Genomic DNA, 15,753 nt, shown 5'->3' with positions numbered 1-15,753 from the left:
TTGTCCCTCAGCTTCCCGGTCCGGCACCGGCAAGCGTCTCCCCGGTGATCATGTTGATCACCGCGTCGGGACTTGTTTTGTTGCGTGCGACATCACCGGCCACGACCCCTTGGCGGATCACCACGATCCGGTCGGCGACCTGGAAGGCCTGCTGCATGATATGGGTGATGATGACGACGCCGATGCCCTGGCTCGCCACCTGGCGGATCATGTCGAGGCCGCGTCGCGTCTGCTCGACGCCAAGGGCGGCGAACGGCTCATCGAGCAGCACCAGCTTGCCGCCCCAATGCACGAACCGGTTGAGCTCGATCGCTTGCCGCTGGCCGCCCGAAAGGTGCTCGACATTGGTGCGCAGCGAGGGGATACGGGTGCCGGCGCTGGCCAGCGCCTTTTCGACGACAACTTCCATCGCACGCTCATCGAGCACCGGGATGCCAAGCACCTTCCTGGTGATCTCGCGCCCCATGAAGAAATTGGCGACCACGTCGACATTGGTGCACAGCGACAGGTCCTGGTAGACGGTTTCGATGCCCGCCGCCTTGGCTTCGGCGGGCGACCTGGCAAGGAACTCCTTGCCCTCGAACAGCATGCGGCCCGAGGTCGGCTCCAGCCCGCCGGCGATGATCTTGACCAGCGTCGATTTGCCGGCACCGTTGTCGCCCAGCAGCGCCACGACCTCGCCGCGGCCGATCGAGAAGCTGATCCCCTTCAGCGCTTCGATCGCGCCGTAGTTCTTGGTGACGTTGTCGAGCACCAGCAGGGGTTCGCTCATGCCGCAATCCCTCCACTTTTCAGGAGATCGCGCCCGCGTTCGCGTTCAGCCGTGAAGATCTGGCCGAAGCGCGGTGACAGCACCCCGGATACGGCAAGGGCGGCGGCGCCGCGCAACACCGAATGCTGCCCGCCACGCGCGACCATGACACGGGGCGTCGTGCGGTCCTTTCGCGCCGAGACGGAATTGTGCAGGCCTTCGGTCGAACTGGCCAGCCGTTCGAGCAGATCGGTGGAGGCCAGCCCACCGAGGATGATCGTCTCGGGGTCGAACAGGTTCTCGATGATGGCGACGGCATTGCGAAAGATCGGGGCGACTTCCGCCACCCAATCGGCCTCGCTGCCATTCCAGCGCCGGAGCGCCTCGAGCGAGAGGTATCTTTCGAGACAGCCGCTGTTGCCGCAGGGGCAAGCCTCGCCGCCTGGAACGACGGGAATGTGTCCGACCTCGCCGGCATTTCCCCAGGCGCCGCGCAACACGCTGCCGTCGTGAACCATGACGCCACCCAGGCCGACGCCGAAATAGAGGTAATAGTACTCGGAAAACTGCGCGCCGAGGCCGTAGAGGCGCTCGCCCATGGCGGCGGCCGCCATGTCGGTTTCAAAGAAGGCCGGCAATCCGGTCGACGTCGCCAGCCGCTCGCGCAGCGCCACATCCTTCCAGCCGGTCATCGTGGTCGGGCCGACAAAACTCATGGACTCGACGCCGAACGGGCCGGGCAGGGCCAGGCCGACCCCGAGAACCCGACCTCCAGCCCGCAATCTGGTCAATTCAACCACCATCGCTCCGATCAGGTCGAAGGCATGGTCGGGCGTCGCATTCGGGGCTTCGCGGTACGTGCTCTCGATCACGTCGCCGCTTAGATTGATCAAGGCGGCACTGATGCCGAAAGGGGTGATGTGGATGCCGACGGCATAGCCGCCTTCGGGATTGATGCGCAGGGTCGCCGGCGGCAGGCCGCGGCCCTTCGGCTCTTCACGCAGGGACAGGATGTAACCCTGTTCTTCCAGTTCGCGAACGATGGTCGATACGGTCTGGACGGTGAGCCCGACGCGCCTGGCGATCTCGCCACGGGCGATCGGTCCCTGCAGGCGGATGGATTCAAGCACGATGCGCCGATTGTACGGCCGCCCGAACTCCTGATTGGTCCCCCTCAGTGCCATGACGTGCGCCCCTTAGGAGAGCGCAGCTTCGCACCGCTTATTTATTCAGTCAAATGGAATTCAAAAATAAATTGAGACAAAACCAAAATCGGAAGAAGTCCGTGAATCCCGTCCGGTTTAGGACCTGCTCACATGCTGTCCTTGGCTGATTGCCGCCATGTCGAAACCGTTTCAATGGTGAGCCCGCAACCGTTGAGTCAACAAGCATGGAGCAGAGATGATCGAATTGCCGTTTGCCCGCGACGAGTACCAGCAGCGGCTTCGAAAGATCCGCGCCGAGATGGCGAAGCGCGGTCTCGAACTCCTAGTCGTCAATGACGTTGCCAACCAGCATTACATCACTGGCTATGATGGCTGGTCATTCTACACGCCTCAGGTGGTCCTCGTTCCTGTCGAAGCGGTCGAGCCGGTCTGGATCGGGCGCGCCATGGATGCGGCCGGTGGCCTTCTGACCGCCTGGATGAAGCCCGAGAACGTGGTTGGCTTCCCGGAAGACCATGTGCAGCGTTTCGATCGCCATCCCATGGACTGGATCGCGAGTTGGATCGTCGCCAAGGGTTGGGGTATCAGGCACACCGGCATCGAGCTCGAAGCCTATTATTTCTCAGCGAAGGCGCATGCCCGGCTTGTCGCCGGGCTTCCCAATGCGAAATGGCACGACGCCGATCTGCTGGTGAACTGGATCCGCGCGGTCAAATCGGCGCCCGAGATCGCTTATTTGCGCAAGGCGTCAACCTTGGCCGAAGCGGCGGTCACGCGGGCCTTCGAGGTGATCGCTCCGGGTGTTCGCGAGTGCGATGCCATTGCCTCCATCCAGGCGGCGCAGATCGCCGGCAGCCCGGACTTCGCCGGTGACATCACCGCCCTGCCGCCGACAATCCTCGGCGGCGAGAATGCTTCCGCGCCGCACATCATGTGGAGCGACAGGCGGTTCGGAGACAACGAGACAATTGCCCTGGAACTCGCCGGCGTCTGCCGTCGCTATGCTGCCGGGCTGGCAAGAACCCTGCAGCTTGGCAAAACGCCGACAAATGTCGCGGACACGGCCAAAGCAGTGATCGAGGGCATGGACGCGGTGCTCGACGCGGTGAGGCCGGGGATATCAGCTGAAGCGGTCGAAGCTGCCTGGCGCAAGGTAATTCAACGCTATGGACTGAAGAAGGAGTCGCGTATCGGCTATTCGATCGGCGTCGCCTATCCGCCGGATTGGGGCGAACACACGATCAGCCTCAGGCCGGGCGACAAGACAGTGCTGGAGCCCGGCAACGTCGTTCATTCCATTCTTGGCATGTGGATGGACGGTTGGGGCATCGAGATCAGCGAGACCATCCTGGTTACCGCAACCGGCCACGAGACGCTGACGAAGTTCCCGCGAGAGATTCATGTCAAATCCTGAGAGTGCGAATGCCGGCACGATCAAGATCGATGCCGGAATTCTCGATCGGATGATCGAGGTCCGCCGCCATCTGCACCGCAATCCGGAGCTTTCGAACCACGAAGCCAACACCCAGCGCTACTTGCGGCAGATGCTGGCTGGTCAGGGAATTGCCGACATCCGTGACGTCGCGGGCTTTGGCCTGGCCGTCGACATTGTCGGCACCGGCAAACCGTCAAATCGCAAGTTGGCCATACGCGCCGACATCGATGCCTTGCCAATCGAGGAGGAGTCCGGCGTCGACTATGCGTCGATCAATCCAGGTGTGATGCATGCGTGCGGTCACGACGCCCACGCATCGATGGCCTTCGCGGTTGCCGCGCATCTTCACCGATCGCGGGATGAGTTCGGCGGAACTGTCCGCCTCATCTTCCAGCCGGCCGAGGAGGACGAGCCGTCGGGCGGCAGACGCGTGGTGGAAGAGGGGCTTCTCGACGATATTGACGCTGCCATCTGCGTTCACGTCGATCCGTACACACAGTCCGGCAAGATCGCGGTCAGCCCTGGTCCGTACACTCTGGCGTGCGATACGTTCGACGCTCTCGTCACAGGCGAGGCCGCGCATGCGGCAAAGCCGTATGAGGGCATCGATGCGATAGCCGTGGCCTGCTCCATGGTGAGCGAACTGCAGAAGATCGTCTCGCGCGAGATCGACCCATACGATCCCCTGGTCATATCCGTAACCGGGATCAACGGCGGCAGCGCCTACAATGTGATTGCCGGCAAGGTCGCATTGAAAGGCACCATCCGCAGCGGCAGCGACGCCACGCGTGAGCGGGCCTGGCGCCGCGTCCGTGCGATACTCGAGGGAATTGCGGCGAGCCACGGCGCCAGCGTGCAACTCGACATCCACAAGGGCGAACCGGGGGTCGTCAACGATGTCGAGATGACTGAGCTGATTGTCGCCAGCGCCAGGACCTGTGTGGGGGCCGACAATGTTCTCAACACAGCTGGATGGACCATTGCGGACGACTTTGGCTACTACAGCGAGAAGCGCCCATCGGTCTACTTTCGGCTCGGAATCCGCAATGAAGATGTCGGATCGGTCTTTCCGCTTCACCATTCCAGGTTTCGTGTCGATGAGGCCGCCTTAAAAGTCGGCGCAGCCACCCTGGTTTCGGCAGCCACGACGTTTCTGTCGATGCCACGAGACAATCCCGACTGACCAATGCGCGAGGCGGATCGCCTGTTCAGTACTTGACGAGCCGGCGCTCGATCAGCACCACGGCGGAAAACAGCGCGATCGATAGGCCTGATGACAAGACGATCGCTGCGTAAAGCCGGTCGGACTGGTAGTTGAAACTCGCCTGGATGATCAGCGCGCCGAGGCCCTTGTCCGAGCCGATCCATTCGCCGACGATGGCGCCGATGACCGCCGTCGCCGATGCGATCCTGAGCGAGGAGAACAGCATCGGCAAGGCGCGGGGCAGGCGCAGGCTGCGAAAAATTTCCCAGCGCGTCGCCGACAGCACCCGGAACAGCTCATGCTCGTTGTCGCTGGCCGAATCCAGGCCGCGAATCATGTTCACCAGCGTCGGGAAGAAGCAGATCACCGCAGCGATGACGATCTTCGGCGTCATGCCAAGCCCGAAGATCAGGATGATGATCGGCGACAGCGCCAGGATCGGAATGGTGTTGAAGAACAGCACGATCGGAAAATACGCCGCCTGGAGGATGCGGTTGTGCACGAACAGAACGGCCAGCAGGACAGCAGCCAGGTTGCCGATGACGAAGCCGGCCAGCGCCTCGATCAGCGTCGGCCTGAGATTGTCGACGAGCAGCGCGAAATTCCTCTGGAAGACGCCGAATATCGCCGTTGGCGTCGGCACGATATAGGCCGGCACGCCGAGAACGGGCAGCAGAAACTGCCAGGTGAGAAGGATCGACGCCGCACCGAGAACGGGCAGGGCGATGGCAGCCTGCGGAGACAGGGGTGCCGGCCTCATGACGCGCGCTCTAGCGCGGTCCGCAGCTCGGCCATGGCGGCGACGATCGCCGGATCTTCGCGCGAGCAGCGGTTGCCGTCCTGCTTGAACGGCCGCATGTCGATGTCCTTGGCAAGTCGCCCCGGATTGGCGGCGAGAACGATGACCCTTTCGCCGAGATAGGCGGCTTCGGCGATCGAATGGGTGACGAACAGGATCGTCGTGCCGGTGCGCCTCCACAAAGTGAGCAGCTCGTCGTTGAGCCGGTCGCGGGTGATTTCGTCGAGAGCCCCGAACGGCTCGTCCATCAGCAGCAGCTTCGGCTGCCCGAGCAGCGCGCGGGCGATTGCCACACGCTGGCGCTGGCCGCCGGAAAGCTGGTGCGGCAGGCGCTCGCCGAAGCCGGCAAGCCCCATCAGCTCCAGCAATTCGTCGCTGCGGTCCTCTATTCTGCGGGTCAGGCTGCCTTGCCCGACGCCAAGCGGCAGGCGGACATTGTCGCGCACCGTGCGCCAGGGCAGCAGGGTCGAGTCCTGGAAGACGAAGCCGACATCGCGGCGCGATCGCACCGCATGCGGCGTGTCGCCGAGCACACTGATCGTGCCGCCGAGCGGATCGAGCAAATCGGCAACCACCCTGAGCAAGGTCGACTTGCCGCAGCCCGAGGGTCCGAGGATCGACAGGAAGGATCCGGCCTCGACGTTGAGGTCGAGACCGGAAAGCACTTTGACGGCGGCCTGGCGGCCGCCATAGCCGACATCCAGGCCGCGGGTCTCGATCGCGTTCGCCATCAGGCGGCGGGCGCGTCGAGCTTCGGCCGGTCGGCGGCCGAAAGTTCGAGGATCTTGGTCGTGTAGACGTCGGCAGCCGCCGGCCGGCCGTTCGGATACTGTCCCACCTTGTCGAGCAACGCCAACTGCTCCTCGATGGAGGCGGGATCGAAGGTGCCCCAACCGTCCCTGGCCGTTGCCGCATCGAAGGAGAGCTTGAGCACCAGGTTGACGGTCTTCTCTTCCCAGCCGAGGTCCATTTCCGGATAGGCGGCGACCATCTTCTTCACGGCCTCCTGCGGGTTGGCGTGCACCCAGCCCCAGCCCTTGGCGACCGCGCCGATGAACTTCGCCAGCGTGTCCGGATCCTTTTCGATCGCGGCGTCGGTGGCGAAATAGACGTCGGCGTAGGAATTCAAGCCGAGATCGCGCACCAGAAGGTCGATGCGGTCATCGCCGACGACGCTCAAGGCCTGCGTGTTGGTAATCCAGCCGCCAATGGCATCGACATCGCCGCGCACCAGCGGCGCCTTGTCGAAGCCGACATTGACGACGGTGACGTCGGACGGGCTCATGCCGTTCTTGGCCAGAATCTCGTCGATGACGAAACGCGCGGTTGGCTGGATGCCGATCTTCTTGCCCTTGAGGTCGGCGATGCCGCGGATCGGGTTTGCCGCCTTCGACGTGAAGGCGTAGGGGCCGGTGCGGAAGCCGCAGGCGATGATCTTTACCGGCACGCCGCTGGCGCGCGCCGCAAAGAGCTGCGGCGTTTCGGAAAACTGGCCGAGCTGTGCGGCGCCCGAAATCACCGGCGGCACCGTCGCGGCGTTGGGGCCGCCCGGGCTGAATTCCACGTCGAGCCCGGCATCCTTGAAGTAGCCATTGGCGACAGCCGCGATATCGCCGATCTGGCCGTTGGACATCAGCCAGTCATACTGGATGACGACCTTTCCGGCCGCCTTCGCACCCGGCGTCAGCACCAGTTGCATCCCGGCCGATGCGGCGGCAACGGCTGCTATGCCTGATATCATGAAGCTGCGGCGGTTCATGTCGTAATGTTTGTTCCCACTCATTTTTCGCTCCTGTTGCAAGACTTGTCTGTCTCTTCATTGCGCGCCGTTCCCTTGGGCGCGCTGTCGTCTACGGCCGTTCTTCGTGGTAGTCGCCGGGGCCGCCGTCGAGCCAGGCGTAGAGTTCCCAGAGCGTGTCGTCCGGGTCGGTGAAATAGGCGCAGCGCGCGTTCCAGACATAATCCCCTGGCGGGCCCTGGAAGGGCACGCCCTTGGCCGTCAGATCGGCATAGAGGCGGTCGATTTCGCCGGGCGCGTCGAGTTTGACCGCGACGCAAACCTTGTGCGCATGGCGCGGCGAACGCAGCTTCGACACGCCGGTGTGCTGGCTGATATGGTCGATCTCCCAGGCCGCAAGCGTCACGCCCTCGCCATGGAAATCGGCAAAACCCTCGGCGCGCCGGCGCAGGCGGAAGCCGAGCCTGTCGACATAGAACGCCACCGTGCGATCGATGTCCTCGACAAGCAGGCAGACGTCCGAAATCCGGTATGCGGTCCCGAGCGACATGGCTATTTCCTTCCGTCGGCGCGCTGGGCGCGCGACGTCGGCAGCTTGACGCCGACACGGTCGGCGGCGCCGATGATGTGCGCGCGCATCGCCGCTTCGGCAGCCGCCGGGTCGCCGGCGACCAGTGCCTCATAGATGCGCACATGCTCGCCGACATTGACTTCCACCAGGTCGTGCAAGGGGTTGGTGAGCCGCGCGTAGTAGATCGAGCGCCGGATCTGTTCGCAGACGAAGGAGATGAAGGTGTGGATATAGCTGTTGCCTGTCGCCCGCGCGATTTCGCGATGAAACAGGAGGTCGGCGTCGATGCTGCCGTCTTCCCAGCGCTCCTCGCCGCTCATGCGGTCGAGCGCTGCCTTGATGGCGTCGAGATGCTCCTGGCCGCGCCGCTCGGCGGCAAGCGCGGCTGACTCGGCCTCGAGGATGCAGCGCAGCTCGAAGAGCCGCTCCATATTCTGCCCCTCCTTCAGCGTCTCGCGGTCGATGCGGATCGCCGCCCGCTGCTCCGGCGCCAGGACGAAAGAGCCGATGCCTTGTCGCGCCTCCACCATGCCGTCGGCGCGCAATTGCGCGATCGCCTCGCGCACCACGTTTCGGCTGACGCCGAATTTTTCCGAAAGCTGTTGCTCCGTCGGCAGCAGGCTGCCCGGATTGAGGTCGCCGGACTCGATCTCGCGGCTGAGGAACGCGGCAACCCGATGCGGCAGCGCCTCGACAGTGCCGATTGCAGCCAGTCGTTGTTTCATGAAACGGTCTCCGTCGAGGGAAAGAGGCAGCCGGGATTCATCAGCCCGTCCGGATCGATGGCGTTTTTGAGTGTGCCGACGAGCCGGCGGTGGACGGGGGATAGTCCAGCCCAGTAAACGCGCTGACGGGTGCGCCCGATGCCGTGTTCGGCGCTGATCGAGCCGCCAAGTGCGTTGACGATGTCGTAGAGCCCAGCTGTGATCTCGGTACCCCTGGCGCGCGACTCGGGCTCGGCAAGGTCGAGCGGCGGCAGCACGTTGAAATGGATGTTGCCGTCGCCCGCATGGCCGTAGGCCTGGGGAAACCAGCCCGGATGCTCCAGCGCGACAAACTGGCGGGCCTGGGCGATGAGGGTGGGAATGTCCGAGATGCGCACGGAAAGATCGGTGCGCACATGGTAGCCGCGCTTGGCCTGGCCCTCGACCAGCCCTTCGCGAATGGTCCAGAAAACCTTGGCCTGCGCGCCGCTCTCGGCCAGAACGGCGTCAGTGACGAGATGCTTTTCCATGGCGCCGGCGAGGAAGTCGACCAGCAGGGTGCGCAGGTCGATGGCAGCGCTCGATGACAGCTCGATCAGCACATGAACAGGGGCGGTGACCGGCGCGACGATGTTCGGATCGACCAAACGCGCAAGCTCCATGCATTCCGAGCCGATGATCTCGAAGGCGGATATCAGGTCCGAGCATCCGCGTCGGGCTTGCCTGAACAGCGTGATGGCCGCTTCGAACGAGGCAAGGCCCAGATACGCCGTCTCGACCCGGCCGGGTTTCGGAAACAGCTTGACCTCGACGCCGGTGATGATGCCCAGCGTTCCTTCGCTGCCGATGAAAATCTGCTTCAGGTCGTAGCCGCGATTGTCCTTGCGCAGGCCGGAAAAGCCGCTCCACAATTCGCCGTCCGGCAGCACCACTTCCAGGCCGACAATGAGATCGCGGGCCATTCCGTAGCGCAGCACGTTGACGCCACCGGCATTGCTGGCCGCGTTGCCGCCGATCTGACAGCTTCCCTGGGCGCCGAGCGCCAGCGGAAACAGGCAATCCTGGCTTTCGGCGGCATCCTTGATGTGCTGCAGGATGCAGCCGGCATCGGCCTGCAAGATTAAATTGTCGGCGTCGACCAGGCGGATCTTGTTCAGCCGCTCCAGGCTGATGACCACTGCGCTCCGGCTCGTGTCGATGTCGATCGCACCCGCCACCAGCCCGGTATTGCCGCCCTGTGGGATCATCGCCAGCCCGAGCGTGCCGCACAGCCGCACGGCGGCCTGCACCTCCGCGACCGATGCCGGCTTCAGCACGGCAAGGGCACCGCCATGATGATCGCCCGACCAGTCTCCGAGATATCTGGCCATGCCCGCAGCGTCGGCTGCCACGCCGCTCTGCCCCAGAACACGCTCCAGAGCAGCGAGAACGTCAGGCGAGATGCCGTGGATGGTCATTGTCGGGCCGGCTTTGGAGCAGGTGTGTATGGTTATACATATCATCCTACAACTGGAATGTTGTCAACGGGCAAGCCGCATGGCCCAGGGCAATCACTTCAGACCGACGACAGTTTCCAACTTGTGGGGAGATCACCAATTGTCGAAGTCGGCGCCGCCCCTCATCGCCCTGCCGGGCACTTCTCCCCGTATAGTGACGAACCGCAGCGCCGGCACCTTTTCTGCAGCGCTGACAATTGGCGAAACCATCAATGACGGAGTCCCTCTCCCCGTCACTATACGGGGAGGTGAGAAGTGGTCCGCGCAGCGGACAAAAAGCCAATTGCTTGGCTTTTCAAACGACGAACGCCGGCAGGCAGGTGAGGGGGCGCCAACCTCCGGAAAAGGGTGACGAGACGAATTCGAAACCTGAAGCGATTGCCCTTCCGCGTGGCTGTCGGGTCACCTTTCGGGCCTTCAGGGCGAGCTGGGTCTGGAGAGGGCCGCCGATCAGCTCAGGGCCTGCGCGCCTCAGAGATACTGGGCGACCTTCTTGCCGACCGTGAGGAAGCGCAGGGGATCGATCGCTTCGCCATTGTGGCGGACTTCGTAATGCAGATGCGGGCCGGTCGAGCGGCCGCTGCTGCCGGTCTTGCCGATGACGGCGCCGGCATCCAGTTTCTCGCCCACGGTCACGTCGATTTCGCTGAGATGTCCGTAACGCGTCGCAAAACCATTGCCGTGGTCGACTTCCACCATGCGGCCATAGCCGCCGTTCCAGCCTGCCTTGGTGACGACGCCGGGCGCGGTGACCTTGGCCGGCATGCCGATCGGCGCCCTGAAATCCATCCCGGAATGCAGTGCGGCGGTGCCAAGGATGGGGTCGGTGCGCACGCCGAACGGGCTGGTGACGGAATGGCCCGGAGCTGGGTTGGTCAGCGGCAGCTGACGCGCTTCCTTCTTGAGCTGGTCGAGCGTGTCCAGCGCCTCGTCCAGTTCCTTGACCTTGCTGTCGAAGATCATCGAACTGTCGAGTGGAATCAGCGGTCCGCCGACGTCGCTCTCGTTCTTGCCGAAATCGCTGTCGACCGGCAGGCCTGCCGCGGCAAGCGCCTGCGTGATCGCGTCGGCGCTCTTGTAGGCATTGTCGGCGAGCGTGCTGATGCGGGTCAGTTGATCGCTCTCGATGGATTTCAGCGACTTGTTGATCGAGACGAACAGCCTGTCGGCACGATCGGCGGCTGAATCGTTGGGCAGCGGATCGGAACGGGTCGACCACAACGAGAACGGCCTGGTGTCGCCGGCACCGAGGTCGGCGCTCAGGCTGGCGACCGCGTAGGTCTGCGCAGGCGGGTTGATGCTGCCGGTCACCTCGGCGCGTTTGTCCGGCTTGCCGGCCGCTGACGGATCCTCGGCAGGCGCCGCTCCGACTTCGTTCTCGGCGCGTTCGAGCAGCGGACCGAGGCGGCCATGACGCTGGCTCAACTGGCTCTGGCGTTCAAGCAGTTCGCTGACCTTGGTTTCCATCAGCTGCTGGTCGAGCAGCTGGCGGCTGGTGATGCGGTCGACCTGGGCGCGAAGCGCCGAAATGCGATCTTCGTAGGCCTGCTGCATGCGTGCCTGCCGCGCCGTGGTGGCGCCGATCAGGTCGTCGCGCAGCACGAGATAGGAGGTGGCCAGCAGGTAGCCAATGGCGATTGCCGCCAGCGCCGAGCCGACAAAGGCGGCGAGCCAGGGTCGGATCGTGAAGTGCCTGATCTCGTTGCCCCGGGCGATGATGATCGTGTGGGGCTCTTTACGCCTGCCGAAGACTGCTGACTGACCGGTTGCGTTCACGGGACCAAGCTTTCGTTTACGACACCACGACAGCTTGATTACACATTATTAGGGTTAACAAAGTTTTGCGGTGCGGGCTTTCCGGTAACGATTGCCCGTCAGGCGGGCATAAGGTTGTGGGCAGTCGGCCGTGCCGACAAGGATCTCAAAGCGCGCGGACAGCCTCCAGCACCTCTTCGGCATGGCCTTTGACCCGGACCTTGCGCCAGATCCTGGCGATCCGCCCGTCGCGGCCGATCAGGAACGTCGCCCGCTCGACACCCATGTATTTGCGGCCATACATCGATTTCTCGACCCACAGATGGTAGGCCTCGATCACCTTGCGCTCCTCGTCGGCGGCGAGGTCGATGGTGAGACTGTATTTCGACTTGAACTTGTCGTGTTTCTTGACTGTGTCTGGCGACAGGCCGATCACCACGGCGCCGGCCCTCTCAAATTCCGGCTTCAGCTGCGAAAAGCTGATCGCCTCTTGCGTGCAGCTTGTTGTGTCGTCCTGCGGATAGAAATAGAGCACAATGGGCTTGCCGGAGGATGCGGTAAGGCTGAGTGATCCGCCGCCGTCCCGCGGCAAATCGAATTGCGGCGCGAGATCGCCTACGTCGAGGTCAGCCATACCGATGCCCTTGTTTGTGGTTACACGCCAAGCCACACCGATATAGTGTCGAGCGGGGATTCGTCCACGATCGAGTTCGTAGAACGGAAAATTGCGTGGATCAGGAGCAACCGCAGCACGAGAAGATCCGGTTCAGGCGGGATGAGATCACCGACCTGGGGACCTTTCCGTCCGCGTGCCGCGTGCCGCCGCTCGGTCAGGCGTCGATCGGACGCGGCTTTCGCATCCTGGCAAGGGTGTTCGCCGGTTTCGCCTGCCTCGTCCTCTTGGTGGCAGTCGTTGTCTATCTGGTCGGTGCGTCCGGCGTTGGGTCCGAGCGGCTTCGGGCGGAAGCGGAAACCGCCATCGAGAAACTGGCCGGCGTCGATGTCGATGTTTCGGTCGGGCCGGCGCGCATCACCCTTGATGGATCGAGCTTCATTGCGTTGCAGGTCAGCGACGTCAGCCTGAAGACCGCCGACGGCAAGCCGATGGCCGATGCGGGCCGCGTGCGCTTCGGCGTGCGCCTGATACCGCTGCTGTGGGGGGATGTGCGGCTGACCAGTGCCAGGATCTCCGACGTGCGCATCGTCGTGGCGGCGATGCCGTCCGGCGGCGACTGGACCGCGGCCCTGCGCAATCAGGATGGCCTCGTCGATCCGGAGAAACTGTCCGCTGCGGTGTTCGGCAACATCCACAGCGCGCTCGACGCGGTGCGGGAAGAGTCGATGCGCCAGATCGATCTTCGCAATGTCGAATTCGTGCTGCCCGAAACGGGAACGATCAAACTGGTCAAAGTCACCGACGCCACCGTCGTGCAGTCGGGACCGGGCGGCATGCAGTTTTCGTCTGAAGCGGATGTTGACGGCAGGGCGGTTACCATTGCCGCTTCCGCCACCCGCGATGTCGCGGCACACCGCGTGACGGCGCTGGATGCGAGGATCGATCTGGCGGATGCCAGTGTTGTCGCGGGCGCTGCTGATACCACGGCCGCTGCCGGAAAGCTGGGTGTGGTTGCGCTGAAGCTGACGGGATCGGAAGGGTCCGGCATGAATGCATCGCGGCTGACGGCCGCTCTGTCATCGACGGGTTCCATCCTCGATCTTGGCACGCGTGGGCTGCTGCCGGCAGACGTCGATGTCAATGCGACGCTGGTTGCGGGCAGCAACAAGGTCCAGGTGGACAGATTGCTGCTGAAGACCGGCCGGTCGACATTCGATTTCGCCGGTTCGATCGGGCCGAAGCCGGCAACCGGAACGGCAGGTGAGGAACCGTCCTATCGCTACGACCTGACCAGCGACGGTTCCTCGCTGGCGCCTTCGGAGTCGCCTGAGCCTGCGCTCGCCTTCCTCGCCCGGATCGCCGGTGCCTACAACACAGTGAGCCACAGGCTGGTGGCCGAGCAGATCGCTGTCCGTTCCGGCGCCGGCGGCGAGATTCTGGGAACCGCCGCCGTGGAGTTCGTCGACGGCAAGGCGCCTGGGATCAATCTGGCGTTCAACGTCCATGACATGCCGGTCTCCCACGTCAAGCAGCTTTGGCCATGGTTTTCGGCACGCAACGCCCGGCTGTGGGTGCTGGCCAATCTGTTTGGCGGCCGCGTCGTCGACGCCAACCTCCAGTTCCAGGTCGTGCCGGGCCGTCTTGGCAACGGAGTGCCGCTGTCCGCCGACGAGGTGTTCGGCCGTTTCCAGATCGAGGGATCGCGTTTTGACACGGCCGGCCGCATTCCGCCGATACGCGACGCTGTCGGCGTTGTTGGTTTCCATGGCAATGATGTCGACGTCTCCCTGTCCTCGGGCACCGTCTACATGCCCAGCGGCCGTACCGTGGCGGCCAGCAATGGCACGCTGACGGTCAAGGCCGCCAACCGCCCGCCGGTCATCGGCGCGCTCGAGATCGACGTCGAGGGCGACGCGTCCGCTGTTGCCGAACTCGCCTCCTACGAGCCGATCAACGCCATGCGCCATGTCGGCCTTTTGCCGGAAGACCTGACGGGCAGCGTCACCGGCCATGTCAGGGCTGACATTCCGTTGCAGTCCGGCGTCGACAGCTCGAAGCTCGATTGGCTGGTGTCGCTCGACTATAGCGGCATGTCATTGGCCAAGCCCTTCGAGGGCCAGACCGTGACCGATGCCGATGGTTCGATCACCGTCGACCCTGAAAAGGCGGTGATCTCCGCTAAGGCATCGCTGAACGGCATTCCGGCCGAACTCGACCTGATCGAGCCGCTCAGGGATGACGGGCCGCCGCCCAGTCGCAAGGTGGCCTTGGTGCTCGACGACAAGATCCGTGCCGCCGCAATGCCCGGCTTGACGCCGATGCTTTCCGGAACGGTAAAGGTCGCGATCGACAAGAGCGGCAGCGGCGACCAGAACGTCTCGGCCGATCTGACCAACGCCAGGCTGGACATCCCATGGGCAGGTTGGAGCAAGGGGGCAGGGGTTCCCGCCAACGTCACATTCGTCATGACCAAGGCCGACGACACCACGACGCTGTCCGACTTCAATCTCGACGGAAAGACCTTCTCCGTCGACGGCAGCATTGTGCTGGTCAATGGCGCTCTGTCTTCCGCAAAGTTCAGCAAGGTCACCTTGAACAGGGGCGACGATGTCGCCGTGTCGGTGAAGCGATCCGGCAAGGGCTATGCGGTCAACATATCAGGCAACGCGCTGGATGCCCGCTCGCTGATCAAACAGTTCACCTCGGACGTCGACACGGCAACCAAGACCACTGGTTCCGACTCTATTTCCGTCAGCGCCAATGTCGATCAGCTGACCGGCTTCCATGACGAGCAATTGTCCAACCTGAAGCTCGACTACAGCGCTGCCGGCTCGCGGGTAAACGGGCTGAAGGTCAGCGCCACGGCGAGTTCGGGTGCCGCCATAACCATCAGCAACACCACCGGCGCCGGCCAGCGCACGCTCAACATGCAGTCCGCCGACGCTGGCGCCATACTCAGGTTCCTCAACATCTACGAGCATATGGAAGGCGGAGCGATCACCCTGGCGCTGGCGGGGCCGAGCGACGGATCGCTGAAGGGCAAGGTCGATACCAGCAACTTTTTCGTGGTCAACGAACCGAAACTGGCCTCCATGGTCTCGACCACGCCGGCCGGCGACAACCGCAGCCTCAATCAGGCGGTCAAGGGCAAGCTGGACACCTCGCGGGTCAAGTTCGAGCGCGGTTACGCCGAGATCGACAAGGGCAGCGGCTATCTGAAACTGGCCAATGGCGTGCTGCGCGGTCCGCGCATCGGCACGACGTTCCAAGGCACGCTCTACGACCAGGACAACAACATGGACATGACCGGCACGTTCATGCCGGTCTATGGCCTCAATCGCATCTTCGGCGAATTGCCGTTGGTCGGCGCGCTTCTCGGCAATGGCCGCGACCGCGGCCTGATCGGCGTCACCTACCGGCTCAAGGGCAACGCCAACAAGCCAGTGCTGGACATCAATCCGCTGTCGGTGATCGCGCCCGGGATATTCAGGTCGATCTTCGAATATCGCTGACCGACC

At 63.7% G+C, this 15,753-nt stretch carries 13 protein-coding genes; 3 read left to right on the top strand and 10 right to left on the bottom strand.

Annotated features, from left to right (window positions below; all coding sequences use genetic code 11):
- Positions 1-7 precede the first annotated feature (7 nt).
- Both ACFFNA_RS11685 and ACFFNA_RS11680 read right to left on the bottom strand, forming a co-directional pair.
- The gene (locus ACFFNA_RS11685; RefSeq protein ID WP_111542560.1) at positions 8-772 is read right to left on the bottom strand and encodes an ATP-binding cassette domain-containing protein; all 765 of its coding nucleotides are present in this window, start codon (positions 770-772) and stop codon (positions 8-10) included.
- Positions 769-1,935, bottom strand: coding sequence for an ROK family transcriptional regulator (locus ACFFNA_RS11680; RefSeq protein WP_378918297.1), 1,167 nt, complete (start codon positions 1,933-1,935; stop codon positions 769-771). Before ACFFNA_RS11680 ends, ACFFNA_RS11685 begins: the two co-directional genes overlap by 4 nt.
- A gap of 217 nt (positions 1,936-2,152) precedes the next feature.
- Between ACFFNA_RS11680 and ACFFNA_RS11675 the strand changes: the two genes are divergently transcribed.
- Both ACFFNA_RS11675 and ACFFNA_RS11670 read left to right on the top strand, forming a co-directional pair.
- On the top strand, positions 2,153-3,331 hold the full coding sequence (locus ACFFNA_RS11675; RefSeq protein WP_111542558.1) for a M24 family metallopeptidase: 1,179 nt from the start codon (positions 2,153-2,155) through the stop codon (positions 3,329-3,331).
- Positions 3,318-4,535: a M20 metallopeptidase family protein gene (locus ACFFNA_RS11670; RefSeq protein ID WP_378918295.1), complete on the top strand. Its 1,218-nt coding sequence runs from the start codon at positions 3,318-3,320 to the stop codon at positions 4,533-4,535. Before ACFFNA_RS11675 ends, ACFFNA_RS11670 begins: the two co-directional genes overlap by 14 nt.
- Positions 4,536-4,560: 25 nt before the next feature.
- On the opposite strand, the gene ACFFNA_RS11665 is transcribed toward ACFFNA_RS11670, so the two are convergent.
- From ACFFNA_RS11665 to ACFFNA_RS11630, 8 genes are all read right to left on the bottom strand, one after another.
- Positions 4,561-5,316 (bottom strand): ABC transporter permease, encoded by a 756-nt coding sequence (locus tag ACFFNA_RS11665; RefSeq protein WP_111542556.1) that lies wholly within the window; start codon positions 5,314-5,316, stop codon positions 4,561-4,563.
- Positions 5,313-6,086 carry an ABC transporter ATP-binding protein gene (locus ACFFNA_RS11660; RefSeq protein ID WP_378918293.1) on the bottom strand — a complete coding sequence of 258 codons (774 nt, stop codon included), beginning with the start codon at positions 6,084-6,086 and terminating at the stop codon, positions 5,313-5,315. Before ACFFNA_RS11660 ends, ACFFNA_RS11665 begins: the two co-directional genes overlap by 4 nt.
- Complete coding sequence (locus ACFFNA_RS11655) at positions 6,086-7,114, bottom strand: ABC transporter substrate-binding protein (RefSeq protein WP_378918329.1); 1,029 nt, start codon at positions 7,112-7,114, stop codon at positions 6,086-6,088. The genes ACFFNA_RS11660 and ACFFNA_RS11655 overlap by 1 nt, the downstream gene beginning before the upstream one ends.
- A 91-nt stretch (positions 7,115-7,205) precedes the next feature.
- Positions 7,206-7,643 (bottom strand): VOC family protein, encoded by a 438-nt coding sequence (locus tag ACFFNA_RS11650; RefSeq protein ID WP_378918291.1) that lies wholly within the window; start codon positions 7,641-7,643, stop codon positions 7,206-7,208.
- Between the two features lie 2 nt (positions 7,644-7,645).
- Positions 7,646-8,389 (bottom strand): FadR/GntR family transcriptional regulator, encoded by a 744-nt coding sequence (locus tag ACFFNA_RS11645; RefSeq protein ID WP_111542552.1) that lies wholly within the window; start codon positions 8,387-8,389, stop codon positions 7,646-7,648.
- Entirely contained in the window at positions 8,386-9,825 is a 1,440-nt protein-coding gene (locus tag ACFFNA_RS11640) for an FAD-binding oxidoreductase (RefSeq protein WP_378918289.1), read from the bottom strand. The genes ACFFNA_RS11645 and ACFFNA_RS11640 overlap by 4 nt, the downstream gene beginning before the upstream one ends.
- Positions 9,826-10,335: 510 nt before the next feature.
- A complete protein-coding gene (locus tag ACFFNA_RS11635; RefSeq protein ID WP_378918288.1) occupies positions 10,336-11,640 on the bottom strand; it encodes a M23 family metallopeptidase in 1,305 nt (434 codons plus the stop codon).
- Between the two features lie 145 nt (positions 11,641-11,785).
- Positions 11,786-12,253 (bottom strand): peroxiredoxin, encoded by a 468-nt coding sequence (locus ACFFNA_RS11630; protein ID WP_378918287.1) that lies wholly within the window; start codon positions 12,251-12,253, stop codon positions 11,786-11,788.
- A 95-nt stretch (positions 12,254-12,348) separates the two neighbouring features.
- Between ACFFNA_RS11630 and ACFFNA_RS11625 the strand changes: the two genes are divergently transcribed.
- On the top strand, positions 12,349-15,747 hold the full coding sequence (locus ACFFNA_RS11625) for a hypothetical protein (RefSeq protein ID WP_378918285.1): 3,399 nt from the start codon (positions 12,349-12,351) through the stop codon (positions 15,745-15,747).
- Positions 15,748-15,753 lie beyond the last annotated feature (6 nt).

This window comes from Mesorhizobium kowhaii, from assembly GCF_042431665.1.
In the GTDB taxonomy this organism is placed as follows: domain Bacteria; phylum Pseudomonadota; class Alphaproteobacteria; order Rhizobiales; family Rhizobiaceae; genus Mesorhizobium; species Mesorhizobium kowhaii.
Note: the sequence above shows the minus strand (reverse complement) of the source record. Positions and strands in the feature narration are given on the sequence as shown.

Bases quoted from the DNA above. Each gene is read 5' to 3' on its own strand.
- ACFFNA_RS11685 (WP_111542560.1), bottom strand. From the start codon at position 772: ATGAGCGAACCCCTGCTGGTGCTCGACAACGTCACCAAGAACTACGGC.
- ACFFNA_RS11680 (WP_378918297.1), bottom strand. From the start codon at position 1,935: ATGGCACTGAGGGGGACCAATCAGGAGTTCGGGCGGCCGTACAATCGG.
- ACFFNA_RS11675 (WP_111542558.1), top strand. From the start codon at position 2,153: ATGATCGAATTGCCGTTTGCCCGCGACGAGTACCAGCAGCGGCTTCGA.
- ACFFNA_RS11670 (WP_378918295.1), top strand. From the start codon at position 3,318: ATGTCAAATCCTGAGAGTGCGAATGCCGGCACGATCAAGATCGATGCC.
- ACFFNA_RS11665 (WP_111542556.1), bottom strand. From the start codon at position 5,316: ATGAGGCCGGCACCCCTGTCTCCGCAGGCTGCCATCGCCCTGCCCGTT.
- ACFFNA_RS11660 (WP_378918293.1), bottom strand. From the start codon at position 6,086: ATGGCGAACGCGATCGAGACCCGCGGCCTGGATGTCGGCTATGGCGGC.
- ACFFNA_RS11655 (WP_378918329.1), bottom strand. From the start codon at position 7,114: ATGAACCGCCGCAGCTTCATGATATCAGGCATAGCAGCCGTTGCCGCC.
- ACFFNA_RS11650 (WP_378918291.1), bottom strand. From the start codon at position 7,643: ATGTCGCTCGGGACCGCATACCGGATTTCGGACGTCTGCCTGCTTGTC.
- ACFFNA_RS11645 (WP_111542552.1), bottom strand. From the start codon at position 8,389: ATGAAACAACGACTGGCTGCAATCGGCACTGTCGAGGCGCTGCCGCAT.
- ACFFNA_RS11640 (WP_378918289.1), bottom strand. From the start codon at position 9,825: ATGACCATCCACGGCATCTCGCCTGACGTTCTCGCTGCTCTGGAGCGT.
- ACFFNA_RS11630 (WP_378918287.1), bottom strand. From the start codon at position 12,253: ATGGCTGACCTCGACGTAGGCGATCTCGCGCCGCAATTCGATTTGCCG.